The organism is Bradyrhizobium liaoningense (genome assembly GCF_018130825.1).
Lineage (GTDB): Bacteria > Pseudomonadota > Alphaproteobacteria > Rhizobiales > Xanthobacteraceae > Bradyrhizobium > Bradyrhizobium liaoningense_B.
The window spans coordinates 268045-287904 of the sequence record NZ_JAFCJS010000003.1 but is presented as its reverse complement, the minus strand read 5'-3'; the positions used below and the strand labels follow the sequence as shown (position 1 = coordinate 287904).

The following is a 19860-nucleotide window of genomic DNA, read 5'->3' as shown; positions in this document are numbered from 1 at the left end:
GCGAGGCCGATGCACTCGTGCCCGGCTATCTCAAGGTTCTCGCGACTCGAAATCCAACGTTGCTCACGCGTCCTTCGGACTGCACGCCGTAACGGCTCCCCGCTTCGACTGCATCCGCCTTGCTGACCCACGAGCCTCCCCTCAGGACACGCTGCTCGCACCTGCCTTTCAGCCAAGGGCTACCGTCCGTGGGGGCTCCGTCATACGTGTCGTTGACGCAATCCTCGACCCACTCCCAAATATTGCCATGGACCTGATAGAGGCCCCACGGATTCGGCTGAAAGGAATCGACAGGGTCCGTCTTTTGGCTGGAGCCTCCTCTAGCATTCTTCTCCTGACCTGCCCTGTCATCGTAGTTGGCCTGCCCTCGAGAGACCGAGGCTCCCCACCAAAACGACGACGTCGTTCCCGCCCGCGTCACATATTCTCGCTCGGCTTCGCTCAACAGACGATATGTCTTGCCGGTGCGGGCCGACAGCCAGGCCACGTAGCTCTTGGCATCCGACCAGGAAATGTTGATGGCCGGCCGCCTCCCGCGGCCCCAGCCGTTGTCCCAGGGCTTGTATCCGTTGCATCCGCCATCAGCGACGCAGGCATCCCATTCCTCGAACGTGACAGCGTAGCGCCCAACGGCGAACGAACGGCCGAACGTGACCTTATGGCGGGACGATTCCGTGGCGCGCTTAGATGCGCTGTCCGAAGATCCCATCATGAAGGCGCCCGGCGCGACCACGACCATCTCCGGGCACTTCTCGCATTCCTTGAAGCTCGCCTTCTGCTTCAGGGCTCCCTCTTCCGAATCGGACAGCACCTTGATGCCGAGCGCGGTCAATCCTTCGCGCGGCGGGGCGGTGTCTACGGCGGGGAGCGTGGCGTTGGTGGAGGCCAACTGCGTCCCTTGTAATGCCTTGAGACGTCCGCGCACCTCCGCCGACCGCGAACTTTCGGGAAATTTGTTGAGGAATTCTTCGAATATGGCTGGCGAACGCCCGTCCTTGATCGCGTTCCAGACGATCTCATCGGTTGCCGGCGGCGGTGCGGCCGCCGCCGCTCGTTCTTTCTTCAGCTCGTCGCGACGCGACAGCGCTGCAGAGACGTGCGGGCTGTTCGAATATTTGGCGGCATACTCCTCGAAGATCGCGGGGTCGTGCGACTCCTTGATCGCGTTCCAAACGATTTCATGGGCAGGCGGTGGAGGCGGCGCTTGAGCGGCAGCAATCTCCTTCCTCAGGTCACCCCTGCGCTGTCGTGCGTCCGCGACGTGCGAGCTCGCCGCATATTTACTCACGAACTCATCGAAGATCGCGGGATCGCGCGATCCCTTGATCGCTGCCCAGACGATGTCCTCGGCGGCGGGAGGCGGCGGAGCCTGCGTGGCGGCAATCTGCTTCTTGAGCTCATCCCGGCGCGTCCGGGCGTCGGCCAGATGCGGGCTTGCCGGAAACTTGCTGGCGAAATCATCGAAGATTGCCGGATGCGTCGAGCCCTTGATGGCGTCCCAGACGACCTCATCGGCGGTCGGAGGCGGCGGAATACGGGCGGCGGCAGCGGCAATCTGCTTTTGCAGTTCGTCGGTACGCGATTGCGCTTCGGCCCGATGCTTGCTGGCGGGAAACTTGCTGAGGAAATCATCGAAGATCGCCGGATAGGTCGAGTCTCTGATTGCCGCCCAGACGATTTCGTCGGCAGTCGGCGGCGGGGGTATGCGCGCGGCCGCCGCAGCTTGCGCCTGTCTCAGCTCGTCGCGCCGCGCTTCGGCCGCTTTCAGATGCGGAGTCGTCGGAAACTTCGCGATGAACTCCTCGAATACACCCGGATAGGTCGAATCCTTCACGGCGTTCCAGACGATGTCATCCGTCGTTGGCGGAGGCGGCAGTTTCGGTGCATCGACGATCGAGATGACGGAGCCGCCCAACGATCCGTAGACGAACGGCTCCTGGTGACGATTGGTAACCTTCAACACTTCGTCACGAACCCGGCCGAACGCAATCCGCAGGTCCAGCCCGGGAGCCGCGATGTTGTGCAGCAGCGCGGCCGTGAAGGGACTGTTTTTCGCATCGCCGTCCAGCGCGACCGATCCGGCCTTGGCCGCGAAGGCAATCAGCGTATCGGATATCGCGGGCTCGACCTTCGCCAAGCCGCGACCGATCGATCGGGATGCTATGGTTCGCTTCATGGTCTTCAAAAACGGATTGTCCCGGCAGGCGTCCAGGATGATGAGGCGGAGCCGCCTGGTAGGCTCGATCGATTTCAGGATGCGATCGAGGGAAACGGCCTCATCCTCGATGTCGAAATCACGGGACAGCTTCGCGTCGACGGGAATGACATAGTTTACACCGTCGACCTCGATGCCATGGCCGGCGAAATAGACGACGGCCACGTCGGCATCGCTTGCCATCTCGGCAAAATCGCTGATCGCGCGCCGCATGTCCGAAATTCCGAGGTCACGGCGGGCATCGACCGCGGAAAATCCTGCAGATCGGAAGAGGGAGGCGATCTCGGCGGCGTCATTGCGAGGATTCGGAAGGCTCGGAACGTTCCGGTACGACGAATTGCCAATCACCAGAGCGACGCGCTTCTCAGCCAGAGCCTGATCCGCGACCCCGTAAAAAACGAGCGCAAGAATGGTAACCGCCACCCAGCGCATAAATTTCCCCCAAATCACCCTTTGCGAGTATATCGCTGGTTGAAGCGCCTGCAAGCAGCACCCCGAGCCCGCATCATTCGACAGGGGCCGTACCAAATCCGTGATTCAGGTCACTCAGCGATCGGCGACGGCCGCCTAAACCGGCCGCTCCCCCTTAACCGTCACGCGCGTGCCCGAGCGCGTATGCGGCCAGTAGTCCCACATTGCGCGGTGCTGGGTGCAGCGGTTGTCCCAGAAGGCGATGGCGTTCTCGGTCCAGCGGAAGCGGCACTGGAACAGCGGGTTTTCGGCGTGCTGGTAGAGATAAGCGAGCATCGCGTCGCTCTCGTCGCGCGGGATGCCGTTGATGTGGCGGGTGAAGCCGCGATTGACGTAGAGCGCCTTTCTGCCTGTGACCGGATGCGTACGGACCACCGGATGCTCGGCGTTCGGATAGGACGGACGGTCGGCGACGCCGTAGTTCGCATAGAGCCCGCGATAGATCGGCTCGCCATCGTGCAGCGCGGTAAGCCCGTCGAGATAGGCCTTCATGCGGTCCGACAGCGCCTCATAGGCCGCATACATGTTGGCGAACAGCGTGTCGCCGCCGCGCGGCGGGCATTGCTTGATGTAGAGGATCGAGCCCATCGGCGGCTCGAGATCGCAGGACACGTCGGAATGCCAGCCCTCGCCGTTCGCTCGCGGCGAATTCTTGTCGGCGTAGATCTTCATCAAGGCGGGGTCTTCATCCTCGTGGGGAGCTGCGGGATGGAAATGCAGTTCGCCGAACTTGCGGCCGAAGGCGAGATGCTGCTGCGGCGTGATGTGCTGGTCGCGGAAGAAGATCACGAGGTTTTCGGCGAGTGCGCGGTGGATCTCGTCCATCTGTTGGTTGGAGCGAGAGTCATCGGAGACGAGCTTGCCGATATCGACGCCGGAGATTTCCGCACCAATGATGGGAGTGAGCTTTTCGACCGCGATGGTCTCGTAGGGCGCGCCGTCTTCGGCCGTGTGGCGATAGCGCGGGCCTTGCTTGCCGGCGAGTGAGCTCATGGCGGTTCTCCCGATCGTTCTGATTGGGAGACATCGTAGCAATGTAGGGCGGGTTAGCGAAGCGTAACCCGCCACTTCGCTCCGCAAAAAATAAGGCGGGTTACGCTTCGCTAACCCGCCCTACGATTCCGATATTTAGGAGACGCTTACTCCGCCGCGGGCACCGGCACCTTGGCGCCCTGGCCGTAGCGCTGGTCGATGTAGTCGATCACCAGCGCCTTGAAGTCGGCGGAGATGGTGGGCCCGCGCAGCGTGCGGAACTTCTTGCCGTCGACGAACACGGGCGCGGCCGGCGCTTCGCCGGTGCCGGGCAAGGAGATGCCGATATTGGCGTGCTTGGATTCGCCGGGGCCGTTGACGATGCAGCCCATCACCGCAACGTTGAGCTCTTCCACGCCGGGATATTTGGTCTTCCAGGTCGGCATCTCGTCGCGGATGAAATCCTGGATCGAGCGCGCCAGCTCCTGGAACGTGGTCGAGGTGGTGCGGCCGCAGCCGGGGCAGGCCGCAACCAGCGGCACGAAGGTGCGGAAGCCCATGGTCTGCAAGAGCTCCTGGCCGACCTGGACCTCACGGGTGCGGTCGCCGCCGGGCTCCGGCGTCAGCGAGATGCGGATGGTGTCGCCGATACCCTGCTGCAGGAGGATGCCGAGCGCGGCCGAGGACGCCACGATGCCCTTCGAGCCCATGCCGGCTTCGGTGAGGCCGAGATGGATGGCGTAGTCGGAACGGCTGGCGAGATCCTGATAGACCGCGATGAGGTCCTGCACCGCCGAGACTTTCGCGGAGAGGATGATGCGATCCTTGGGCATGCCGAGCTCTTCGGCGCGTGCGGCCGAGAGCAGCGCCGACTGCACCATGGCCTCGCGCGTCACCGCGCGGACGTCGCGCGGATTCGGCGAAGCGGCGTTCTCGTCCATCAGCTTGGTCAGCAGCTCCTGGTCGAGCGAGCCCCAATTGGCGCCGATGCGCACCGGCTTGCCGTTCTTGTTCGCGATCTCGATGATGTCGGCGAACTGGGTGTCGCGCTTGTCCTTGAAGCCGACATTGCCGGGATTGATGCGGTACTTGGCGAGCGCTTCGGCGCAGGCCGGATAGGCCGCGAGCAGCTTGTGGCCGATATAGTGGAAGTCGCCGATCAGCGGCGTGGTGATGCCGCGCTTGGCGAGGCCGTCGCGGATGTGCGGGACGGCGGCCGCGGCCTCCTCGCGGTCCACGGTGATGCGGACCATTTCGGAGCCGGCGCGCGCGAGCGCTGCGACCTGGGCGATGGTGCCGTCGATATCGGCGGTGTCGGTGTTGGTCATCGACTGCACGACGATCGGCGCACCGCCGCCGACAGCGACGTTGCCGACCTTGACCTGGGTGGTCCGGTGCCGGGGCGCGGGGCCCGCGATGTCTGAATCGAGAGGGTTTTCGAGCTTGTTCATGGCGTCCAAATATCAGGTTTTGGTGACGTTCAGCAATGCATCGCGCGGCGCCGCAGCCGATTGGCTGGGACGGTTAACCAGAAAAAGCCCAGCAATTACAAGGACCGCGGCGGCCCCGAATGTCAGGCTCAGGGTGTCGTGCATGATGAAATAGCTACCCACCACGCCAAACAAAGGGGTGATGAAGGTAAAAGCGGACAATTTGCTGGCCGAATAGGCCTTCACCAGCGCGAACCAAAGCGTGAACGTGGTTCCCACCACCCAGATCGCCTGGAAGGCCATCAGGCCGAGCGACAGCGGCGCCGGGGTGTGGGTAATGGATTCGCCGAACAGCCAGGCCGCCAGCCCCAGGATCGGGATCGAGGTCGCGACCTGATAGCCCAGCGCCTTTTCAGGTGCGGCGAAGCGCAGACGTGTGCCCTTGGCCACCAGCGTCGTTGCCGCCCACAGCCCGGCGCCGCCGACGATCAGAAGGTCGCCGAGCAGGACATGCGAATCGACATTCGGCTGCGGCACCCCGATCGCGAGCGCGACACCGGCAAAGCTGATGGCAAGACCCAGCCATTGCGAGGCGCCAAGCCGCTCGCCGAGCACCTGGTAGGAGCCGAGCGCGACGAAGAACGGGGCGGTGTAGAGGAACACCACCGCGCGAGAGGCGGAGGTGAGGCGCAGGCCCTGGAAAATCAGCACGAACTCGATGCCGAACATCAGCCCTGCGATCAGGCCGGCCTTCCATGTCCCGTCACGCTCGAAGAATTTCACGCCACGCAGGGTGCCGATGATGAACAGCACCGGCAGCGCGCCCATGGAGCGGATCATCGCCTGAAGCATCGGCGGGATATCCGGCAGCACCAGCTTCACCGCGATCTGGTTGAATCCCCAGGTCAGGCACAGCATGAGCATCAGGGCGATGGCGCCGGCGCTGAGAGGACGGCCGGCAGACGGGATGGCTTGAGGTGCGGACATTTCTTCCCAAAAATCCGGCTTTGCGCCGTTGTTGCTTCAAGACGTTTTCTGACAATGGGTGCAGACGCCCGTGATCTCGACCACAGACAGCTTCGGCGCAAAGCCCGAGCTGCGCGCGGCGGCATTGAGATCCCCGGCAAAGGATCCCGACGGGATCTCGCCGACGAGGCCACAGCGCTCGCAGATCAGGAACGCCACCGCCGAGGTCGCGTCATGGTCATGGGCGGCGCAGGCGAGATAGGCGTTGCGGCTTTCGATGCGGTGTACGAGGCCGTTGGCCATCAGGAAATCGAGAGCACGATAGACCGTGATCGGCGCCGGCCGCGCCATCGATTTCGCCAGCTCGTCGATCACCTCGTAGGCGCCGAGCGGGCGATGGCTGGAGAGCAAGGCTCCCAGCACCTGGCGGCGGATCGGCGTGAATTTCTGCGCGCGGGCCTCGCAAACCTCCTCGGCATGCGCCAGCGCGTCCGCGGTGCAGCGGCCGTGATCGTGGTCAGGCGCGGGAAAGGCCGGCTTTGCAAGGGTCATGCGGCCTGCCTTCTAGCATTTCGGCGATGGAACCCAAAGCATCACCGGCGGCGGGGCTGCCAGCCATGCTCTTCCCGCGGGACTGCATCCCGATAATCCGCCACACAATAATCATAAGCTTGCTTATATTATTCAAAGCTTATTGGAGACAAAGCTCATGACCCGCGGGTCGGTCGACCAGAACTTCCTGTTTACGCTCGGCGAACTCTACCGCCTGCTGCGCGTCTATGCCGACAAGGAGGCCTCGCGCTTCGGCATCACCCGTGCGCAATGGGCAGTGCTGGCCAAGGTCGAGCGCAGCGAGGGCATGAAGCAGTCCGAACTCGCCGAGCTGCTCGAGGTGCAGCCGATCACGCTGACGCGTCTGATCGACAAGCTCTGCGACAGCGACTGGATCGAGCGCCGCAGCGACCCTTCGGACCGCCGCGTCAAGCGCCTCTATCTCAAGAAGGCCGGCCGGCAGCTGCTCGGCCGGATGAGCGGCCTGAAGTCGGAGCTCACGGCGAACGCGCTCGACGGCATCAGTCCGGCGGACGCCCACCGTCTCCTCACCCAACTCGAAACAATCAAGGAAAACGTGCGTAACGCGATTCAGACATCGGGCGCGGAGCAAGCACGCAAGGAGCAGCGCTATGGCTGATCAGGTTCTCAAGTTCCAGCCCGAGCACAAGAACGACAGCGGCAAGCCCACCAGGAAGGCCGGCACCGATCCGCGCCGCCGCGTGCTCGCCGGCCTGCGCCGCTATCGCCGCTTCCTGCTGATGGTCGTGCTGCCTGTTGTCGCCGCCATCGGCGGCGTCACATTCTATCTGCACGGCGGACGCTATGTCGGCACTGACGATGCCTATGTCGGCGCACAGAAGGTGCTGGTGACGCCCGACATCTCCGGCAAGATCGAGAAGGTCGTCGTCCGCGAAGGCCAGCTCGTCAAGCAGGGCGACGTGCTGTTCGAGATCGATCCCGTGCCGTTCCGCCTCGCGGTGGACGAGGCCAGGGCGCAGCTCATGCAGGCGCAGACGACCTACGACAACCTTCGCGCCAACATCAAGATCTACGGCGACATGCTCGACCTCGCCCAGAAGGGCGTCGACCTCAAGCAGCGCGACGTCGAGCGCAAGCAGGCGCTGGTGAAGAACAGCTTCGGCTCGCAGCTCGATCTCGACAACGCCTCGAACGCGCTGGTCACCTCGGGCTCGATCGCGCAATACGTCAAGCAGCAGATCTCGACCGCCAAGACGCAGTTGCTCGGCGACACCGATCTGCCGCTGGAGAAATTCCCGCCCTACGCGCAGGCCAAATCCAAGCTCGAAAACGCCGAGCGCAATCTCGACCACGCCGTAGTGCGGGCCTCGATGGGCGGCGTCGCGACGCAAGTCGAGCAGATCCAGCTCGGCCGCTATGTGGCGGCGGGCACGGCGGTGTTCTCGATCGTCGATATCGCCCATCCCTGGGTCGACGCCAATCCGAAGGAGAGCGATCTCACCTATGTCACGGAGGGCCAGCCGGTGACGCTTGAGGTCGACGCATTCCCGAACCACGTCTTCAAGGGCAAGATCGGCTCGCTCTCGCCCGGCACCGGCGCGCAGTTCGCGATCCTGCCGCCGCAGAACGCCACCGGCAATTTCGTCAAGGTCGTGCAGCGCGTGCCGATCAGGATCTATTTCGACGAGACCGACAAATACGTGCGGAAGCTGAAGGCCGGCATGAGCGTCTATGCCACCATCGACACCGGCCACCAGCGCACGCTCGCCGGCCTGCTCGGCCTGTCGGCGACCGCAGGCCAGGACAAAGAATAAGATACAAAGAATAAGATAAGGACTGATCTGATGTCCGGCCCCAATGCCAGCCTGATGGTCCCCGGCCTGCGCCGGAACATGGTGACGATCTGCGCCATGACCGCGACCATCATGCAGGCGCTGGACACCACGATCGCCAACGTCGCGCTGCCCTACATGCAGGGCACGCTATCGGCGTCGCAGGACCAGATCAACTGGGTGCTGACCTCCTACATCGTCGCCGCCGCGATCATGACGGCGCCGGTGGGCTGGATCGCCAACCGCTTCGGCCGCAAGCGCATCTTCATCATCTGCTCGGCCGGCTTCACCATGGCGTCCGTGCTGTGCGGCCTGGCGCAGGACATCAACCAGATGGTGCTGTTCCGCCTGCTGCAAGGCGTGTTCGGCGCGGCGCTGGTGCCGCTGTCGCAGTCGGTGATGCTCGATTATTACACGCTCCAGGAGCGCGCCAAGGCGATGTCGATCTGGGGCATGGGAGTGATGATGGGCCCGATCATGGGCCCCTCCCTCGGCGCCTGGCTGACCGAGACCTATTCCTGGCACTGGGTGTTCTTCGTCAATTTGCCGTTCGGCGCGATCACCGTGCTCGGGCTGATCGTCTTCATGGACGAGACCAGGAAGGATCTCAGCCTCAAGTTCGACTGGTTCGGCTTCGCCGCACTGGCGATCGCGATCGGCTCGCTGCAGCTCGCGCTCGACCGCGGCGAGCAGCTTGGCTGGCTGGAATCCAACGAGATCATCGCGGAGTTCATCGTCTCGGCCGCCGCCTTCTACTTCTTCATCGCGCACTCATTCACGACCTCGACGCCGTTCATCCGCTTCGCGCTGTTCCGGGATCGCAACTTCGTCACCGGCTGCATGTTCATGATCGTGATGGGCCTCGTGCTGTTCTCCACCATGGCGCTGGCCTCGCCCTACATGCAGAACGTGATCGGCTATCCCATCATCACCGCCGGCCTGCTGCTGGCGAGTCGCGGTTTCGGCACCTTCTTCGCCATGATGCTGGTCGGCCGCATGATGCGCTATTTCGAGGCCCGTACGCTGATCATCACCGGCCTGTCGCTGACCGCGGGCTCGCTGTTCCAGATGACCGGCTGGACCGACCTGACCCAGGTGCCGGAGATCGTCACTGTCAGCATCATCCAGGGCTTCGGCTTCGGTCTCGTCTTCGTGCCGCTCTCGACGGTGGCGTTCCTGACCCTGCCGAACCATCTGCGCACCGACGGCACCGCCATGCTGACCCTGATGCGCAACGTCGCGAGCTCAGTCGGCATTTCGGTCGTCATCGCCGAGCTGACGCAGGGCACTCGGCGGACCTATGCGATCCTGTCCGAGCACATCAACCCGTTCAATCACGCTCTGCAAATGCCCGACGTGCGCGGCATCATCAACCTCTCCTCCGACGCCGGCCGCGCCATGGCCGACAGGATGGTCGGCGTACAGGCGCAGATCATCGCCTTCGCCCACGACTACATGCTGGTGATGGTCTTCATCCTCTGTACCATTCCGCTCGCACTGATGATCGGCTCGACCAAGGCCACACTGCGCAAGCAGGCAGCGGGGCCGGAACATGCGGTGATGGAGTAGTTGTTGTCGTCCCCTTCGTGGTCGTCCTGGACAAGCGCAGCGCAGATCCAGGACCTATTACCCCAGGGAGGAGTTTGACGACGGCTCGTGGTTGCTAGCTCGGCGCCACAACCACGCCCTGGGGTAATGGGTCCTGGCTTTCGCCAGGACGACATCGGGGTTGCGGGCCTACCCCAACAACTCCTCACACCCCAAATCCTCGACCGCGATCATTACCCGCTCCAGATTGTTCCACCAGATCAGCGGCGGGATGTTGATGCTCCACTGCCAGACCGGCCGCGTGATCTGCCAGAGCACCGCCCAGCGGTAGTCGCGGTCGAGCGCGCCGCGCGTGTAGCCGGTGATGCCGCTGTCGATCAGCGTCTCGTGATAGAGATTGAGCAGCGGCCGTTCGAGCGTCTGCCGGCGTTCCGGATACCAATGCATGGCCATCATATAAGCGAGGTCGTGGGTCGGAACGTTGATGCTCCAGAGATCGAAATCGAAGATGCGCACGGTGTCGGCGACGCCGGCGCGCGGCAGCAGGAAATTCCAGGTATGGGCGTCGCCATGAGTGATGCTGAGATGACGGCGTGAATGGTAACGCTGGGACAGCCGTTCCGACTGATCGATCAGGCGACGGTAGAGGATCCGCCGCTCTTCGCTGAGGCGATTGCCGAGAACGTCGGCAAAGCGGTCATAATGGCCCGCAAACGTCTCCATGCGCTGCGCGCTGTCGTCCGTGCTGGCGAAGGTGCCGACGGTGTCGCCGAAGCTCGGATGGTCCCACCAGGCCGCATGCCAGCGTGCGAGCGTGGTGACGATGGCGAAGGTTTGCTCGCGCGACGGCGGCACCGGCCAGGCCATCGCGATCTCGTGGCTGTCGGTGAGGTCCTCGAGCAGCAGGTGCCAGGTGGGGCCATCCCCGTCGAAATGCCCGTCAAAGCAGCGCGGCACGAGTCCCGGCGGCATCTTCGGCACAAGCTGGGTGTAGTACTCCACCTCGCGCCGGCCGCCATTGGCGAGGCTCTCGGCGAAAGCGGAATTGGGAGTCTTGAGGATCAGCGACTGCGGAGCGCCGGCGGATTCGCCGACATAGCGCAGCCCGAGCCTGACGATATGTGACACGACGGTGTCATGCTGGTGCAGCACTTTCACTTCGCGCACGGCGCCAGCGTCCAGCACGCCACCCCGGCGCAGCGCAGCCGTCAGTCGGGCGGGCTCAACGACCGCCGGCAATTGTGGAAGTGTCATGACCACGATGCCCCTGTCCCGCGCCATACTGCACGATCACGATCCCGGGCACCAGCGGCCGACCTGATGCCTGACCTACGCCGCCGCAGTCGAGTCGCGTACGGTCCGAACCACGACCGACCGCAGCTGCTCGAGATTGGCCGCCATGCCAGCGATCGCCTGCCTGACCTCCGCGGCGCGCTCGTTCACGGAAGCCGCGTCGCGGCTGACATTGCCGATCTTGGCGGAGACGTCCTTGGCGGCGGACGCCGATTCGGAGATCGACCGCGCGATCTCTCGCGTCGCCGCGTCCTGCTCTTCCATCGCGGCGGCAACCGAGGTTGCAACGCCGTCGATCTCGACGATGTGGCCTCCCATGGCCTCGACGGCGTCGACTGCCGCCTGTGTCGAGGCCTGGATCTCGGCGATCAGGCGCGCGATCTCCTCGGTGGACTTGGCGGTCTGGTCGGACAGGGATTTCACCTCGGATGCGACCACGGCGAAGCCGCGGCCGGCCTCGCCGGCGCGCGCCGCCTCGATGGTGGCGTTGAGCGCCAGCAGGTTGGTCTGGCCGGCAATGCCGCCGATGAGGTCGGAGACCTCCGCGATCTTCTTCACCGATCCGGCCAGCGCCTGGATGGTCGAGCGGGCCTGCTCGCGGCCTGCGACGACGGACCTCGTGACGGTCGAGGTGCGTGCGACCTGGGTGGCGATCTCCCGGATCGAGGCGCTCAGCTCCTCGGCCGCGGCCGAAACCGTCTGCGAGCTGCCCAGCGCCTGCGTCGAGGCCGCAGCCACTGCCTGTGATTCCGTGGACAGCGAGCGGGCGATCTCGGACAGGCTGGAGGCGACCCGTTCCACGCCCTGGCTCGCGGCGCTCGCGGTATCGACCGAACGGCCGGTTTCGCGCTCGACCGTCTCGGCCATCTGGTGCAGGGCCGAGCGCTTGGCGCGTGCGGCCTCCTCTTCGTTCTGCAATTGCTCCTCGCGCAAGCGGGAGTTCTCGATCGCCCCCTGCTTGAACACCTCGAGGGCGCCGGCCATCGAGCCGACCTCGTCCTGCCGATGCGCGAAGGGGATGTCGGCGGCGAGATCGCCGGTCGCAAGCTTCTGCATCGTGCCGGTCATGCGCACGATCGGGCGCACCACGCCAAGGGCGACGCCGAGCAGGCCGGCGGCAATGAACGCAAGGACCGCCGCGGAGACACCGAGGAGGATATAGAGGATCGAGCTGTCGCGGTCCGCGGCCAGCTTCTCCATGGCGGCATTCTGCTTGTTGGCGTTCTCGACGATACTGTCGATGACGGCGCGATGCGCGGTGTAGGCGTCCTTGAGCTGCGCATAGGCGCGCTCGGCGGCAGTCGTATCCTTGGCCTTGAGGGCCGGCAGGAGCTGGTCGGACGCCTTCCAGAATTTCTGCACCTCGGCATCGGATTTCGACACCAGGGCAGTCTTCAGGTCGGCCGAGAGGCTGGAGGCGACCCAGTAAGCCTTGCGCTCGTCGTAATCCTTGCGGAGCTGGACCAGTCGCTCGCCATGGGCGGCCAGCTGATCCGGCTCGCGCATGGCGAGCGTGGCTTCGAGATAGGCCTCGATGACATATTCCGGCGGCGGCAGGATGTCGGCGATGAGGTCGTTGCCGAGCTTGATGTCGGAATAGAGCGGACCGCCGACCTTGAGCTCGCGTAGCGCATAGAGGCTGGTCGAGACGACCGCAGTGAAGCCGATGGCGAGCACGATGCCGAACGCAATGATCGCGGAAGACAACGACAGGCGAATTTTCATGAAGCAATCCGGGCGCGAATCAAATCCGCACCGAGCCTAGATCGCTACGGTAAATACGGGCTTTCTTCGCGGACAGGTTGCCGAAGGAAAAGCTCCGCAGAACTACGGGAATGGGGCGTCAATCAATCGGTTTTGGTCAGCGAGACTGACGCTCAAACGCGCAGCATCGGTTGCGATTGCGCTGAATGAGAAGCGCGTCGCGGCGACCCGGAGTTGCCGCGACGCATTGCCTCACATGTCGAAGAACACCGTCTCGTCGTCGCCCTGGAGGTGCAGGTCGAGGCGATAGACCGGCTTGCCGGCCTCGCGCACCGCGGTCAGCGTGGCGCGGCGCTCAGCTGGCACCAGGGCCAACACGGGATCGGAGGCGTTGCCGGCCTCGTCGCTGAAATAGATCCGGGTGTAGAGATGCCTGAGCATGCCGCGCCCGAACACGGCGAGGACGATGTGCGGCGCCTGCGGCTTGCCGTCGGGATCCGGCACCACGCCCGGCTTGATGGTGTCGAAGGAATAATTGCCGTCCTTGTCGGTGCCGCAGCGGGCGAAGCCGCGGAAGCTGGCATTGGGCAGCGCGCGCTTGTCCTGGGGGTCGGCGAAACGCCCTTGCGCATCGGCCTGCCAGATCTCCAGCATGCAATCCGGCACGACGACGCCGTCGCCGTCGAACACGCGGCCCTCGATGCGAACACGATCGCCGGTGACATCGGGCGTCAGCGTCGAGTTGGTGAACGCGTCGTTCCACGCATAGTCGCCGGTCGGCGTCAGGCCGTATTTGAAGAACGGACCGACGGTCTGCGATGGGGTGATCCCGTTATCCTGCACGTTAGTGGTTCTCCATGGGCGTAGCGTTCTTGCCGCGCAGCACGATGTCAAAGCGGTAGCACAACGCCCATTCGGGCTGGGTATTCTCGAGATCGAACGAGGAAACCATGCGCGCCCGCGCCTTCTCGTCCGGCACCGAGTTGAAGATCGGGTCGAACGGAAACAGCGGATCGTTCGGGAAGTACATCTGCGTCACCAGGCGCGTGACGAAGGAATGGCCGAACACCGAGAGATGGATGTGCGCGGGACGCCAGGCATTGTGATGGTTGCCCCAGGGATAGGCGCCCGGCTTGATGGTGACGAAGCGGTAGTAGCCGGCGGCATCGCTCACGGTGCGGCCCGCGCCGGTGAAATTCGGATCGAGCGGCGCCGGATGCTGGTCGCGGACATGGACATAGCGGCCGCAGGAATTGGCCTGCCAGATCTCGACCAGCGAGTTCGGCACGCCGCGGCCGTCCTCATCGCGCACATGGCCGTGCACGATGATGCGCTCGCCGATCGGCTCGCCGGTGTGCTGGGTGGTGAGATCGTTGTCGCCCTTGCGCACGGTCTCGTGGCCGTAGACCGGACCGGTCAATTCCGACAGCGTGTGACGCATCGGGATCAAGGGCTTGTTCGGCGCGCGCTTGATCGAGCTCTTGTAGTCGGGCGACAGCGGCAGCGGATGCGCCTTGTTGCTGTCGACGGGATAGATGAATGTCATTGGCGAACTCCTCCCCGGCCATTTTAGGTCCAGCCGGTCAACGCTTCCGCCAATCATTATAGGATATAACTAATTTGGGGAAGCGGGTTTAAGCCTCCTGCGCCAACGCTATTTGATCGGCGGACGTGGCAACACGGCTTCCCCGGTCTCGAGCCGGTAGGTGTGATCGAGCGAATACCAGGGTGTCGCGACATCGGGTGCGGTCGGATGCGGCGTATCGTGGCGCTGGAACTTGCCGATCAGCGCCTGCGTCACCCCGAACTGCACGTCGCTGTCGATATGCGGATCGGCGGGATCGTAGACCTGCGAGATCAGCACCTTGAATCCGGGCTTGAAGATCAAAGCATGCAGATGCGCGGGGCGGTAGGGGTGCCGGCCCTGCGCCTCCAGCAGGCGGCCGACCACGCCATCCGTCGGAATCGGATAGCCGACCATCATCACCGAGCGGAAGGCGAAGCGTCCGTCCTGGTCGGTGGTGAACTTGCCGCGCAGGTTCATATCGGCCTGCTCAGGGTCCTGGTTCTCGTAGAGGCCGACCGGCGAAGCATGCCAGACATCGACCTCGGCCCCGGCGACGGGACGGCCGTCCCTGTCGACGACGCGGCCATTGACGAACAGCGGCGCACCCGGTGTCTCCGAGCGCACGATCGATCCGCCATTCTCGACCCGCGGCGAGTTCAGCCGCCAGAACGGTCCGAGCAGCGACTGATCGGTCTCCGTATTGCCCTGATCGCCATTGTTGAGCAGGCACACCAGCGGGGAGACGCCGAGCGATCCCGCCATCAGCACGACTTCGTTATGCGTGTCGGTGGTCAACTTGCCGAGTTCGGCGATGACAGCGGTGGCGTCGCGAAACTCCTTCTCGGTCAGGCGAACGTCGCGCACGAAGGCATGGAGGTGCTTGACCAGGGAGACCATGATCTGCCGCAGCCGCGGATCGGATGTCCGCTCCATCACCGCCAGGGCCGCGGCCGTGACGTCCTGCTCGCGCTCGATGATCATGCTGGCTTTTTCTCCCTGTCTTTCCGGGGCAGCCCGAGAGGGCTGAACCCGGAATCTCGAGATCCCGGGCTCAGCCCTTTCGGGCTGCCCCGGGATGACGAGACGCTGCGCGTTTCGTCAATTCACCTTCTCGATCGCGACGGCGACGCCCTGGCCGACGCCGACGCACATGGTGGCCAGCGCGAGCTTGCCGCCGCGCTTCTCCATGCCGTGCACGGCGGTGAGCGCGAGGCGCGCGCCGCTCATGCCGAGGGGATGACCGAGCGCGATGGCGCCGCCATGCGGATTGACGTAATCGGCATCGTCGGCGACGCCGAGCTGGCGCATGCAGGCGACGCCCTGCGAGGCGAAGGCCTCATTGAGCTCGATCAGGTCGAAATCGCTGATCTTCTTGCCGAGACGCTCCATCAGCTTGCGGGTCGCGGGCACAGGACCAATGCCCATGATGCGCGGCGGCACGCCGGCCGAGGCCAGGCCGAGAATGCGCGCGCGGGGCGTCAGGCCGTGCTTCTTCACCGCGGCTTCGGACGCCAGGATCATCGCGGCGGCGCCGTCATTGACACCCGAGGCGTTGCCGGCGGTGACGGTGCCGGGATTGCGTACGATCGGCTTCAGTTTTGCCAAACCTTCCAGCGTGGTCTCAGGGCGCGGATGTTCGTCCTTGTCGACCGTGATCGGACCGGCCTTGCCGCCAGGAATCGTGATCGGCGTGATTTCTTCCGCGAAATAGCCGGCCGCGATCGCCTTGCCGGCGCGCTGCTGCGAGCGGATGGCGAAGGCGTCCTGGTCGGCGCGCGAGACCTGGAATTCCTCGGCGACGTTCTCGCCGGTCTCCGGCATCGCGTCGACGCCGTACTGCGCCTTGAGCAGCGGATTGATGAAGCGCCAGCCGATGGTGGTGTCGAAGATCTCGGCCGAGCGCGAGAAGGCTTCCTGCGCCTTGCCCATCACGAAGGGCGCGCGGGTCATGGATTCGACGCCGCCGGCAATGGCAAGCTCGATCTCGCCGGAGCGGATGGCACGGCCAGCAGCGCCGACGGCGTCGAGGCCGGAGGCGCAGAGCCGGTTCAGGGTCTGGCCGGGAACCGAATCCGGCAGGCCTGCCAGCAGCAGCGCCATGCGCGCGACGTTGCGGTTATCCTCGCCGGCCTGGTTGGCGCAGCCGAAGAAGACTTCGTCCACCTGCGCCCAGTCGAGGTTGGGATGCTTGGCCATCAACGCCTTGATCGGGGTTGCGGCGAGATCGTCGGCACGCACCTTGGCGAGCGAGCCGCCGAAACGGCCGATCGGGGTCCGCACGGCATCGCAGATAAAGACGTCACGCATCGTTGTTCTCCCTGAATGCCGCGATCCGGCCAAATTCTTCAATGTCGGCGGAGTTTTAGGAGGGCGCCCGCGGCAGGTCAATTGACGGTTTCGCGTGCGATTTGCAGGGGCCTGCGGTCCGCCACGCATGCCGCGGTGCGGACAACGTGGAAAACCCGCCCCGCACGGCCAAACCGATAGGAGCAGGAGGCGAAATTTTGTAGGTTGCGCCGCCCATGACGATGCAACAGCCGATACCCGTACCGCCGCCCGACGAAACGCCCGCGCCTCAAGCGGAAGCCGCCGCGCGCGTGACGCCGATGATGGAACAGTACCTCGAGATCAAGGCGGCGCATCAGGGCCTGCTGCTGTTCTACCGGATGGGCGATTTCTACGAGCTGTTCTTCGAGGACGCCGAGATCGCCTCCAGGACGCTCGGCATCGTCTTGACCAAGCGCGGCAAGCATCAGGGCGCCGACATCCCGATGTGCGGCGTCCCGGTCGAGCGCTCCGAGGATTACCTGCATCGCCTGATCTCGGCCGGCCACCGGGTCGCGGTCTGCGAGCAGACCGAGGATCCCGCGGCAGCGAAAGCGCGCGGCAACAAGAGCGTGGTCCGTCGCGGCGTGGTGCGGCTGGTCACGCCGGGCACGCTGACCGAGGATACGCTGCTCGATGCGCGTGCCAACAATTACCTGCTGGCGATCGCGCGCGCGCGTTCGTCCACCGGCGGCGACCGCTTCGGCCTCGCCTGGATCGATATCTCGACCGCCGAATTCATGGCGACCGAGGTTTCGGGCGGCGAGCTCGCCGCGACGCTGGCGCGCATCAACCCGAACGAGGCCATCGTCACCGACGCGCTCTATAGCGACAGCGAGCTCGGGCAGACCCTGCGCGAGCTGCCGGCGGTGACGCCGCTGACCCGCGACGTCTTCGATGGCGCCACCGCCGAGAAGCGCCTCTGCGACTACTTTGCGGTCGCGACGATGGACGGCCTTGCGCAGCTGACGCGGCTGGAGGCCACGGCTGCGGCCGCCGCCGTCACCTATGTCGACCGCACCCAGGTCGGCAAGCACCCGCCGTTGTCGCCGCCCGCGCGCGAGGCCTCGGGCGCGACCATGGCGATCGATCCGGCGACGCGCGCCAATCTCGAGCTGACGCGGACGCTTGCCGGCGAACGCCGCGGCTCGCTGCTCGACGCCATCGACTGCACCGTGACCTCGGCCGGCTCGCGTCTGCTGGCGCAACGGCTGGCGGCGCCGCTGACCGACGCGCCGGCAATTGCGCGGCGGCTCGACGCCGTCGGCAGCTTCGTTGCCGATTCCGCCGCGCGCGAGGACATCCGCAGCATCTTGCGCGGCGCGCCCGACATGTCGCGCGCGCTCGCACGTCTCTCGGTCGGCCGCGGCGGACCGCGCGATCTCGCCGGCTTGCGTGACGGCATCCTCGCCGCCGACCAGGTGCTGACGCGGTTGTCCGAGCTCGACCAGCCGCCGCAGGAGATCGCGGCGGTGATGGCCGCTTTGCAGCGTCCGTCGCGCTCGCTCGCCGCCGAGTTTGCGACGGCGCTCGACGAGCAATTGCCGCTGATCAAGCGCGACGGCGGCTTCGTGCGCCAGGGCTACGAGCCCGCGCTCGACGAAGCGCGAAACCTGCGCGACGCCTCGCGCCTCGTGGTGGCCTCAATGCAGGCCCGCTACGCCGACGATACCGGCGTCAAGGGCCTGAAGATCCGCCACAACAACGTGCTCGGCTATTTCGTCGAGGTGACCGCGCAGCACGGCGACAAGCTGATGTCGGCGCCGCTGAACGCAACCTTCATCCACCGCCAGACGCTGGCGGGCCAGGTGCGGTTCACGACCTCGGAGCTCGGCGAGATCGAGGCCAAGATCGCCAATGCCGGCGACCGCGCGCTCGGCCTCGAGCTCGAAATCTTCGAGAAGCTCTGCGCCAAGGCGCTCGAGATCAGCGACAATCTGCGCGCCGCGGCGCAAGGTTTTGCGCTGCTCGATGTCGCGACCTCGCTGGCCAAGCTCGCGATCGACGAGAACTATGTGCGGCCCGAGGTCGATGGCTCTCTCGCCTTCGCGATCGAAGCCGGCCGCCATCCCGTGGTCGAGCAGGCCCTGAAACGCAACGGCGAGCCGTTCATCGCCAATGCCTGCGACCTGTCACCAAGCCCGGCGCAAAAATCCGGCCAGCTCTGGCTGCTCACCGGCCCCAACATGGCCGGTAAATCGACCTTCCTGCGCCAGAACGCGCTGATTGCCCTTCTTGCTCAAATCGGAAGTTTCGTGCCGGCGACGCGCGCGCGGATCGGCATCATCGACCGCCTGTTCTCGCGCGTCGGCGCCGCCGACGACCTCGCCCGCGGCCGCTCCACCTTCATGGTGGAGATGGTCGAGACCGCGGCGATCCTGAACCAGGCCGGCGAGCGCTCGCTCGTCATCCTCGACGAGATCGGCCGCGGCACCGCGACTTTCGACGGCCTCTCGATCGCCTGGGCCGCGATCGAGCATCTGCACGAGAGCAACCGCTGCCGCACGCTGTTCGCCACGCATTATCACGAGCTGACTGCGCTCTCGGCAAAGCTGCCTCGGATGTTCAATGCGACGGTGCGGGTGAAGGAATGGCAGGGCAATGTCGTGTTCCTGCACGAGGTGCTGCCGGGCTCGGCCGACCGCTCCTACGGCATCCAGGTGGCAAAACTCGCGGGCCTGCCGCCGGCCGTGATCACGCGCGCAAAATCCGTGCTCTCCAAGCTGGAGGCGCAAGACCGCGGCCAGACCGCGCGCGCCTTGGTGGACGATCTGCCGCTGTTCGCCGTGCCCTCGCGCGCCGCCGCTGAAGCCACGCCGCCGAGCGAAGCCGAGCTGTTGATGGACGCGGTGAAGGCACTGCACCCCGACGAGATGTCCCCGCGCGAAGCGCTCGATGCGCTCTATGCGTTGAAGGCCAGGCTGCCGAAGCAGTAGCGGTGCCGTAGGGTGGGTTAGCCGAAGGCGTAACCCACCACGGTCTATCCCGGCGGAACGCAAGGTG

General features: G+C 65.1%; 15 protein-coding genes. 4 read left to right on the top strand and 11 right to left on the bottom strand.

Annotated features, from left to right (window positions below; genetic code table 11):
• Window positions 1-25 precede the first annotated feature (25 nt).
• The 5 genes from JQ603_RS14810 to JQ603_RS14790 all read right to left on the bottom strand — a co-directional run bounded on the left by JQ603_RS14810 (window position 26) and on the right by JQ603_RS14790 (window position 6606).
• Complete coding sequence (locus JQ603_RS14810; protein WP_212340470.1) at window positions 26-2647, bottom strand: SUMF1/EgtB/PvdO family nonheme iron enzyme; 2622 nt, start codon at window positions 2645-2647, stop codon at window positions 26-28.
• Between the two features lie 135 nt (window positions 2648-2782).
• Window positions 2783-3679, bottom strand: a complete 897-nt coding sequence (locus JQ603_RS14805; protein ID WP_212340457.1) for a TauD/TfdA dioxygenase family protein — start codon at window positions 3677-3679, stop codon at window positions 2783-2785.
• A gap of 146 nt (window positions 3680-3825) precedes the next feature.
• Entirely contained in the window at window positions 3826-5109 is a 1284-nt protein-coding gene (gene ispG, locus JQ603_RS14800; protein ID WP_212340455.1) for a flavodoxin-dependent (E)-4-hydroxy-3-methylbut-2-enyl-diphosphate synthase, read from the bottom strand.
• Between the two features lie 12 nt (window positions 5110-5121).
• Entirely contained in the window at window positions 5122-6075 is a 954-nt protein-coding gene (locus JQ603_RS14795) for a DMT family transporter (protein ID WP_212340452.1), read from the bottom strand.
• Window positions 6076-6111: 36 nt separating this feature from the next.
• Window positions 6112-6606 (bottom strand): Fur family transcriptional regulator, encoded by a 495-nt coding sequence (locus JQ603_RS14790; RefSeq protein WP_212340451.1) that lies wholly within the window; start codon window positions 6604-6606, stop codon window positions 6112-6114.
• Window positions 6607-6763: 157 nt separating this feature from the next.
• On the opposite strand from JQ603_RS14790, the gene JQ603_RS14785 reads away from it, so the two are divergent.
• Genes JQ603_RS14785 through JQ603_RS14775 form a run of 3 tightly spaced genes read left to right on the top strand, consistent with a single transcriptional unit; the run spans window position 6764 to window position 9989 of the window.
• On the top strand, window positions 6764-7246 hold the full coding sequence (locus JQ603_RS14785) for a MarR family winged helix-turn-helix transcriptional regulator (protein ID WP_212340449.1): 483 nt from the start codon (window positions 6764-6766) through the stop codon (window positions 7244-7246).
• The gene (locus JQ603_RS14780; protein ID WP_212340447.1) at window positions 7239-8402 is read left to right on the top strand and encodes an HlyD family secretion protein; all 1164 of its coding nucleotides are present in this window, start codon (window positions 7239-7241) and stop codon (window positions 8400-8402) included. The genes JQ603_RS14785 and JQ603_RS14780 overlap by 8 nt, the downstream gene beginning before the upstream one ends.
• A gap of 30 nt (window positions 8403-8432) precedes the next feature.
• Window positions 8433-9989 (top strand): MDR family MFS transporter, encoded by a 1557-nt coding sequence (locus JQ603_RS14775; protein WP_212340445.1) that lies wholly within the window; start codon window positions 8433-8435, stop codon window positions 9987-9989.
• A 168-nt stretch (window positions 9990-10157) separates the two neighbouring features.
• Here the strand turns inward: JQ603_RS14775 and JQ603_RS14770 are convergent, their stop codons facing one another.
• From JQ603_RS14770 to pcaF, 6 genes are all read right to left on the bottom strand, one after another.
• The gene (locus JQ603_RS14770; protein ID WP_212340443.1) at window positions 10158-11249 is read right to left on the bottom strand and encodes a phosphotransferase; all 1092 of its coding nucleotides are present in this window, start codon (window positions 11247-11249) and stop codon (window positions 10158-10160) included.
• A gap of 48 nt (window positions 11250-11297) precedes the next feature.
• On the bottom strand, window positions 11298-12986 hold the full coding sequence (locus JQ603_RS14765) for a methyl-accepting chemotaxis protein (protein ID WP_212340441.1): 1689 nt from the start codon (window positions 12984-12986) through the stop codon (window positions 11298-11300).
• A 231-nt stretch (window positions 12987-13217) separates the two neighbouring features.
• A complete protein-coding gene (pcaG, locus tag JQ603_RS14760) occupies window positions 13218-13808 on the bottom strand; it encodes a protocatechuate 3,4-dioxygenase subunit alpha (RefSeq protein WP_212340439.1) in 591 nt (196 codons plus the stop codon).
• Between the two features lies 1 nt (window position 13809).
• Window positions 13810-14511, bottom strand: coding sequence for a protocatechuate 3,4-dioxygenase subunit beta (gene pcaH, locus JQ603_RS14755; protein ID WP_212340437.1), 702 nt, complete (start codon window positions 14509-14511; stop codon window positions 13810-13812).
• Between the two features lie 108 nt (window positions 14512-14619).
• Complete coding sequence (locus JQ603_RS14750; protein ID WP_212340435.1) at window positions 14620-15513, bottom strand: dioxygenase; 894 nt, start codon at window positions 15511-15513, stop codon at window positions 14620-14622.
• Window positions 15514-15630: 117 nt separating this feature from the next.
• The gene (pcaF, locus tag JQ603_RS14745) at window positions 15631-16839 is read right to left on the bottom strand and encodes a 3-oxoadipyl-CoA thiolase (RefSeq protein ID WP_212340433.1); all 1209 of its coding nucleotides are present in this window, start codon (window positions 16837-16839) and stop codon (window positions 15631-15633) included.
• A gap of 215 nt (window positions 16840-17054) precedes the next feature.
• On the opposite strand from pcaF, the gene mutS reads away from it, so the two are divergent.
• Window positions 17055-19793, top strand: a complete 2739-nt coding sequence (gene mutS, locus JQ603_RS14740) for a DNA mismatch repair protein MutS (RefSeq protein WP_212340431.1) — start codon at window positions 17055-17057, stop codon at window positions 19791-19793.
• Window positions 19794-19860 lie beyond the last annotated feature (67 nt).

Coding starts and splice junctions, on each gene's coding strand:
- JQ603_RS14765 (WP_212340441.1), bottom strand. CDS start 12,986: ATGAAAATTCGCCTGTCGTTGTCTTCCGCGATCATTGCGTTCGGCATC.
- JQ603_RS14790 (WP_212340451.1), bottom strand. CDS start 6,606: ATGACCCTTGCAAAGCCGGCCTTTCCCGCGCCTGACCACGATCACGGC.
- JQ603_RS14750 (WP_212340435.1), bottom strand. CDS start 15,513: ATGATCATCGAGCGCGAGCAGGACGTCACGGCCGCGGCCCTGGCGGTG.
- JQ603_RS14775 (WP_212340445.1), top strand. CDS start 8,433: ATGTCCGGCCCCAATGCCAGCCTGATGGTCCCCGGCCTGCGCCGGAAC.
- JQ603_RS14795 (WP_212340452.1), bottom strand. CDS start 6,075: ATGTCCGCACCTCAAGCCATCCCGTCTGCCGGCCGTCCTCTCAGCGCC.
- JQ603_RS14785 (WP_212340449.1), top strand. CDS start 6,764: ATGACCCGCGGGTCGGTCGACCAGAACTTCCTGTTTACGCTCGGCGAA.
- JQ603_RS14770 (WP_212340443.1), bottom strand. CDS start 11,249: ATGGCGCGGGACAGGGGCATCGTGGTCATGACACTTCCACAATTGCCG.
- mutS (WP_212340431.1), top strand. CDS start 17,055: ATGACGATGCAACAGCCGATACCCGTACCGCCGCCCGACGAAACGCCC.
- pcaH (WP_212340437.1), bottom strand. CDS start 14,511: ATGACATTCATCTATCCCGTCGACAGCAACAAGGCGCATCCGCTGCCG.
- pcaF (WP_212340433.1), bottom strand. CDS start 16,839: ATGCGTGACGTCTTTATCTGCGATGCCGTGCGGACCCCGATCGGCCGT.
- JQ603_RS14780 (WP_212340447.1), top strand. CDS start 7,239: ATGGCTGATCAGGTTCTCAAGTTCCAGCCCGAGCACAAGAACGACAGC.
- JQ603_RS14805 (WP_212340457.1), bottom strand. CDS start 3,679: ATGAGCTCACTCGCCGGCAAGCAAGGCCCGCGCTATCGCCACACGGCC.
- ispG (WP_212340455.1), bottom strand. CDS start 5,109: ATGAACAAGCTCGAAAACCCTCTCGATTCAGACATCGCGGGCCCCGCG.
- JQ603_RS14810 (WP_212340470.1), bottom strand. CDS start 2,647: ATGCGCTGGGTGGCGGTTACCATTCTTGCGCTCGTTTTTTACGGGGTC.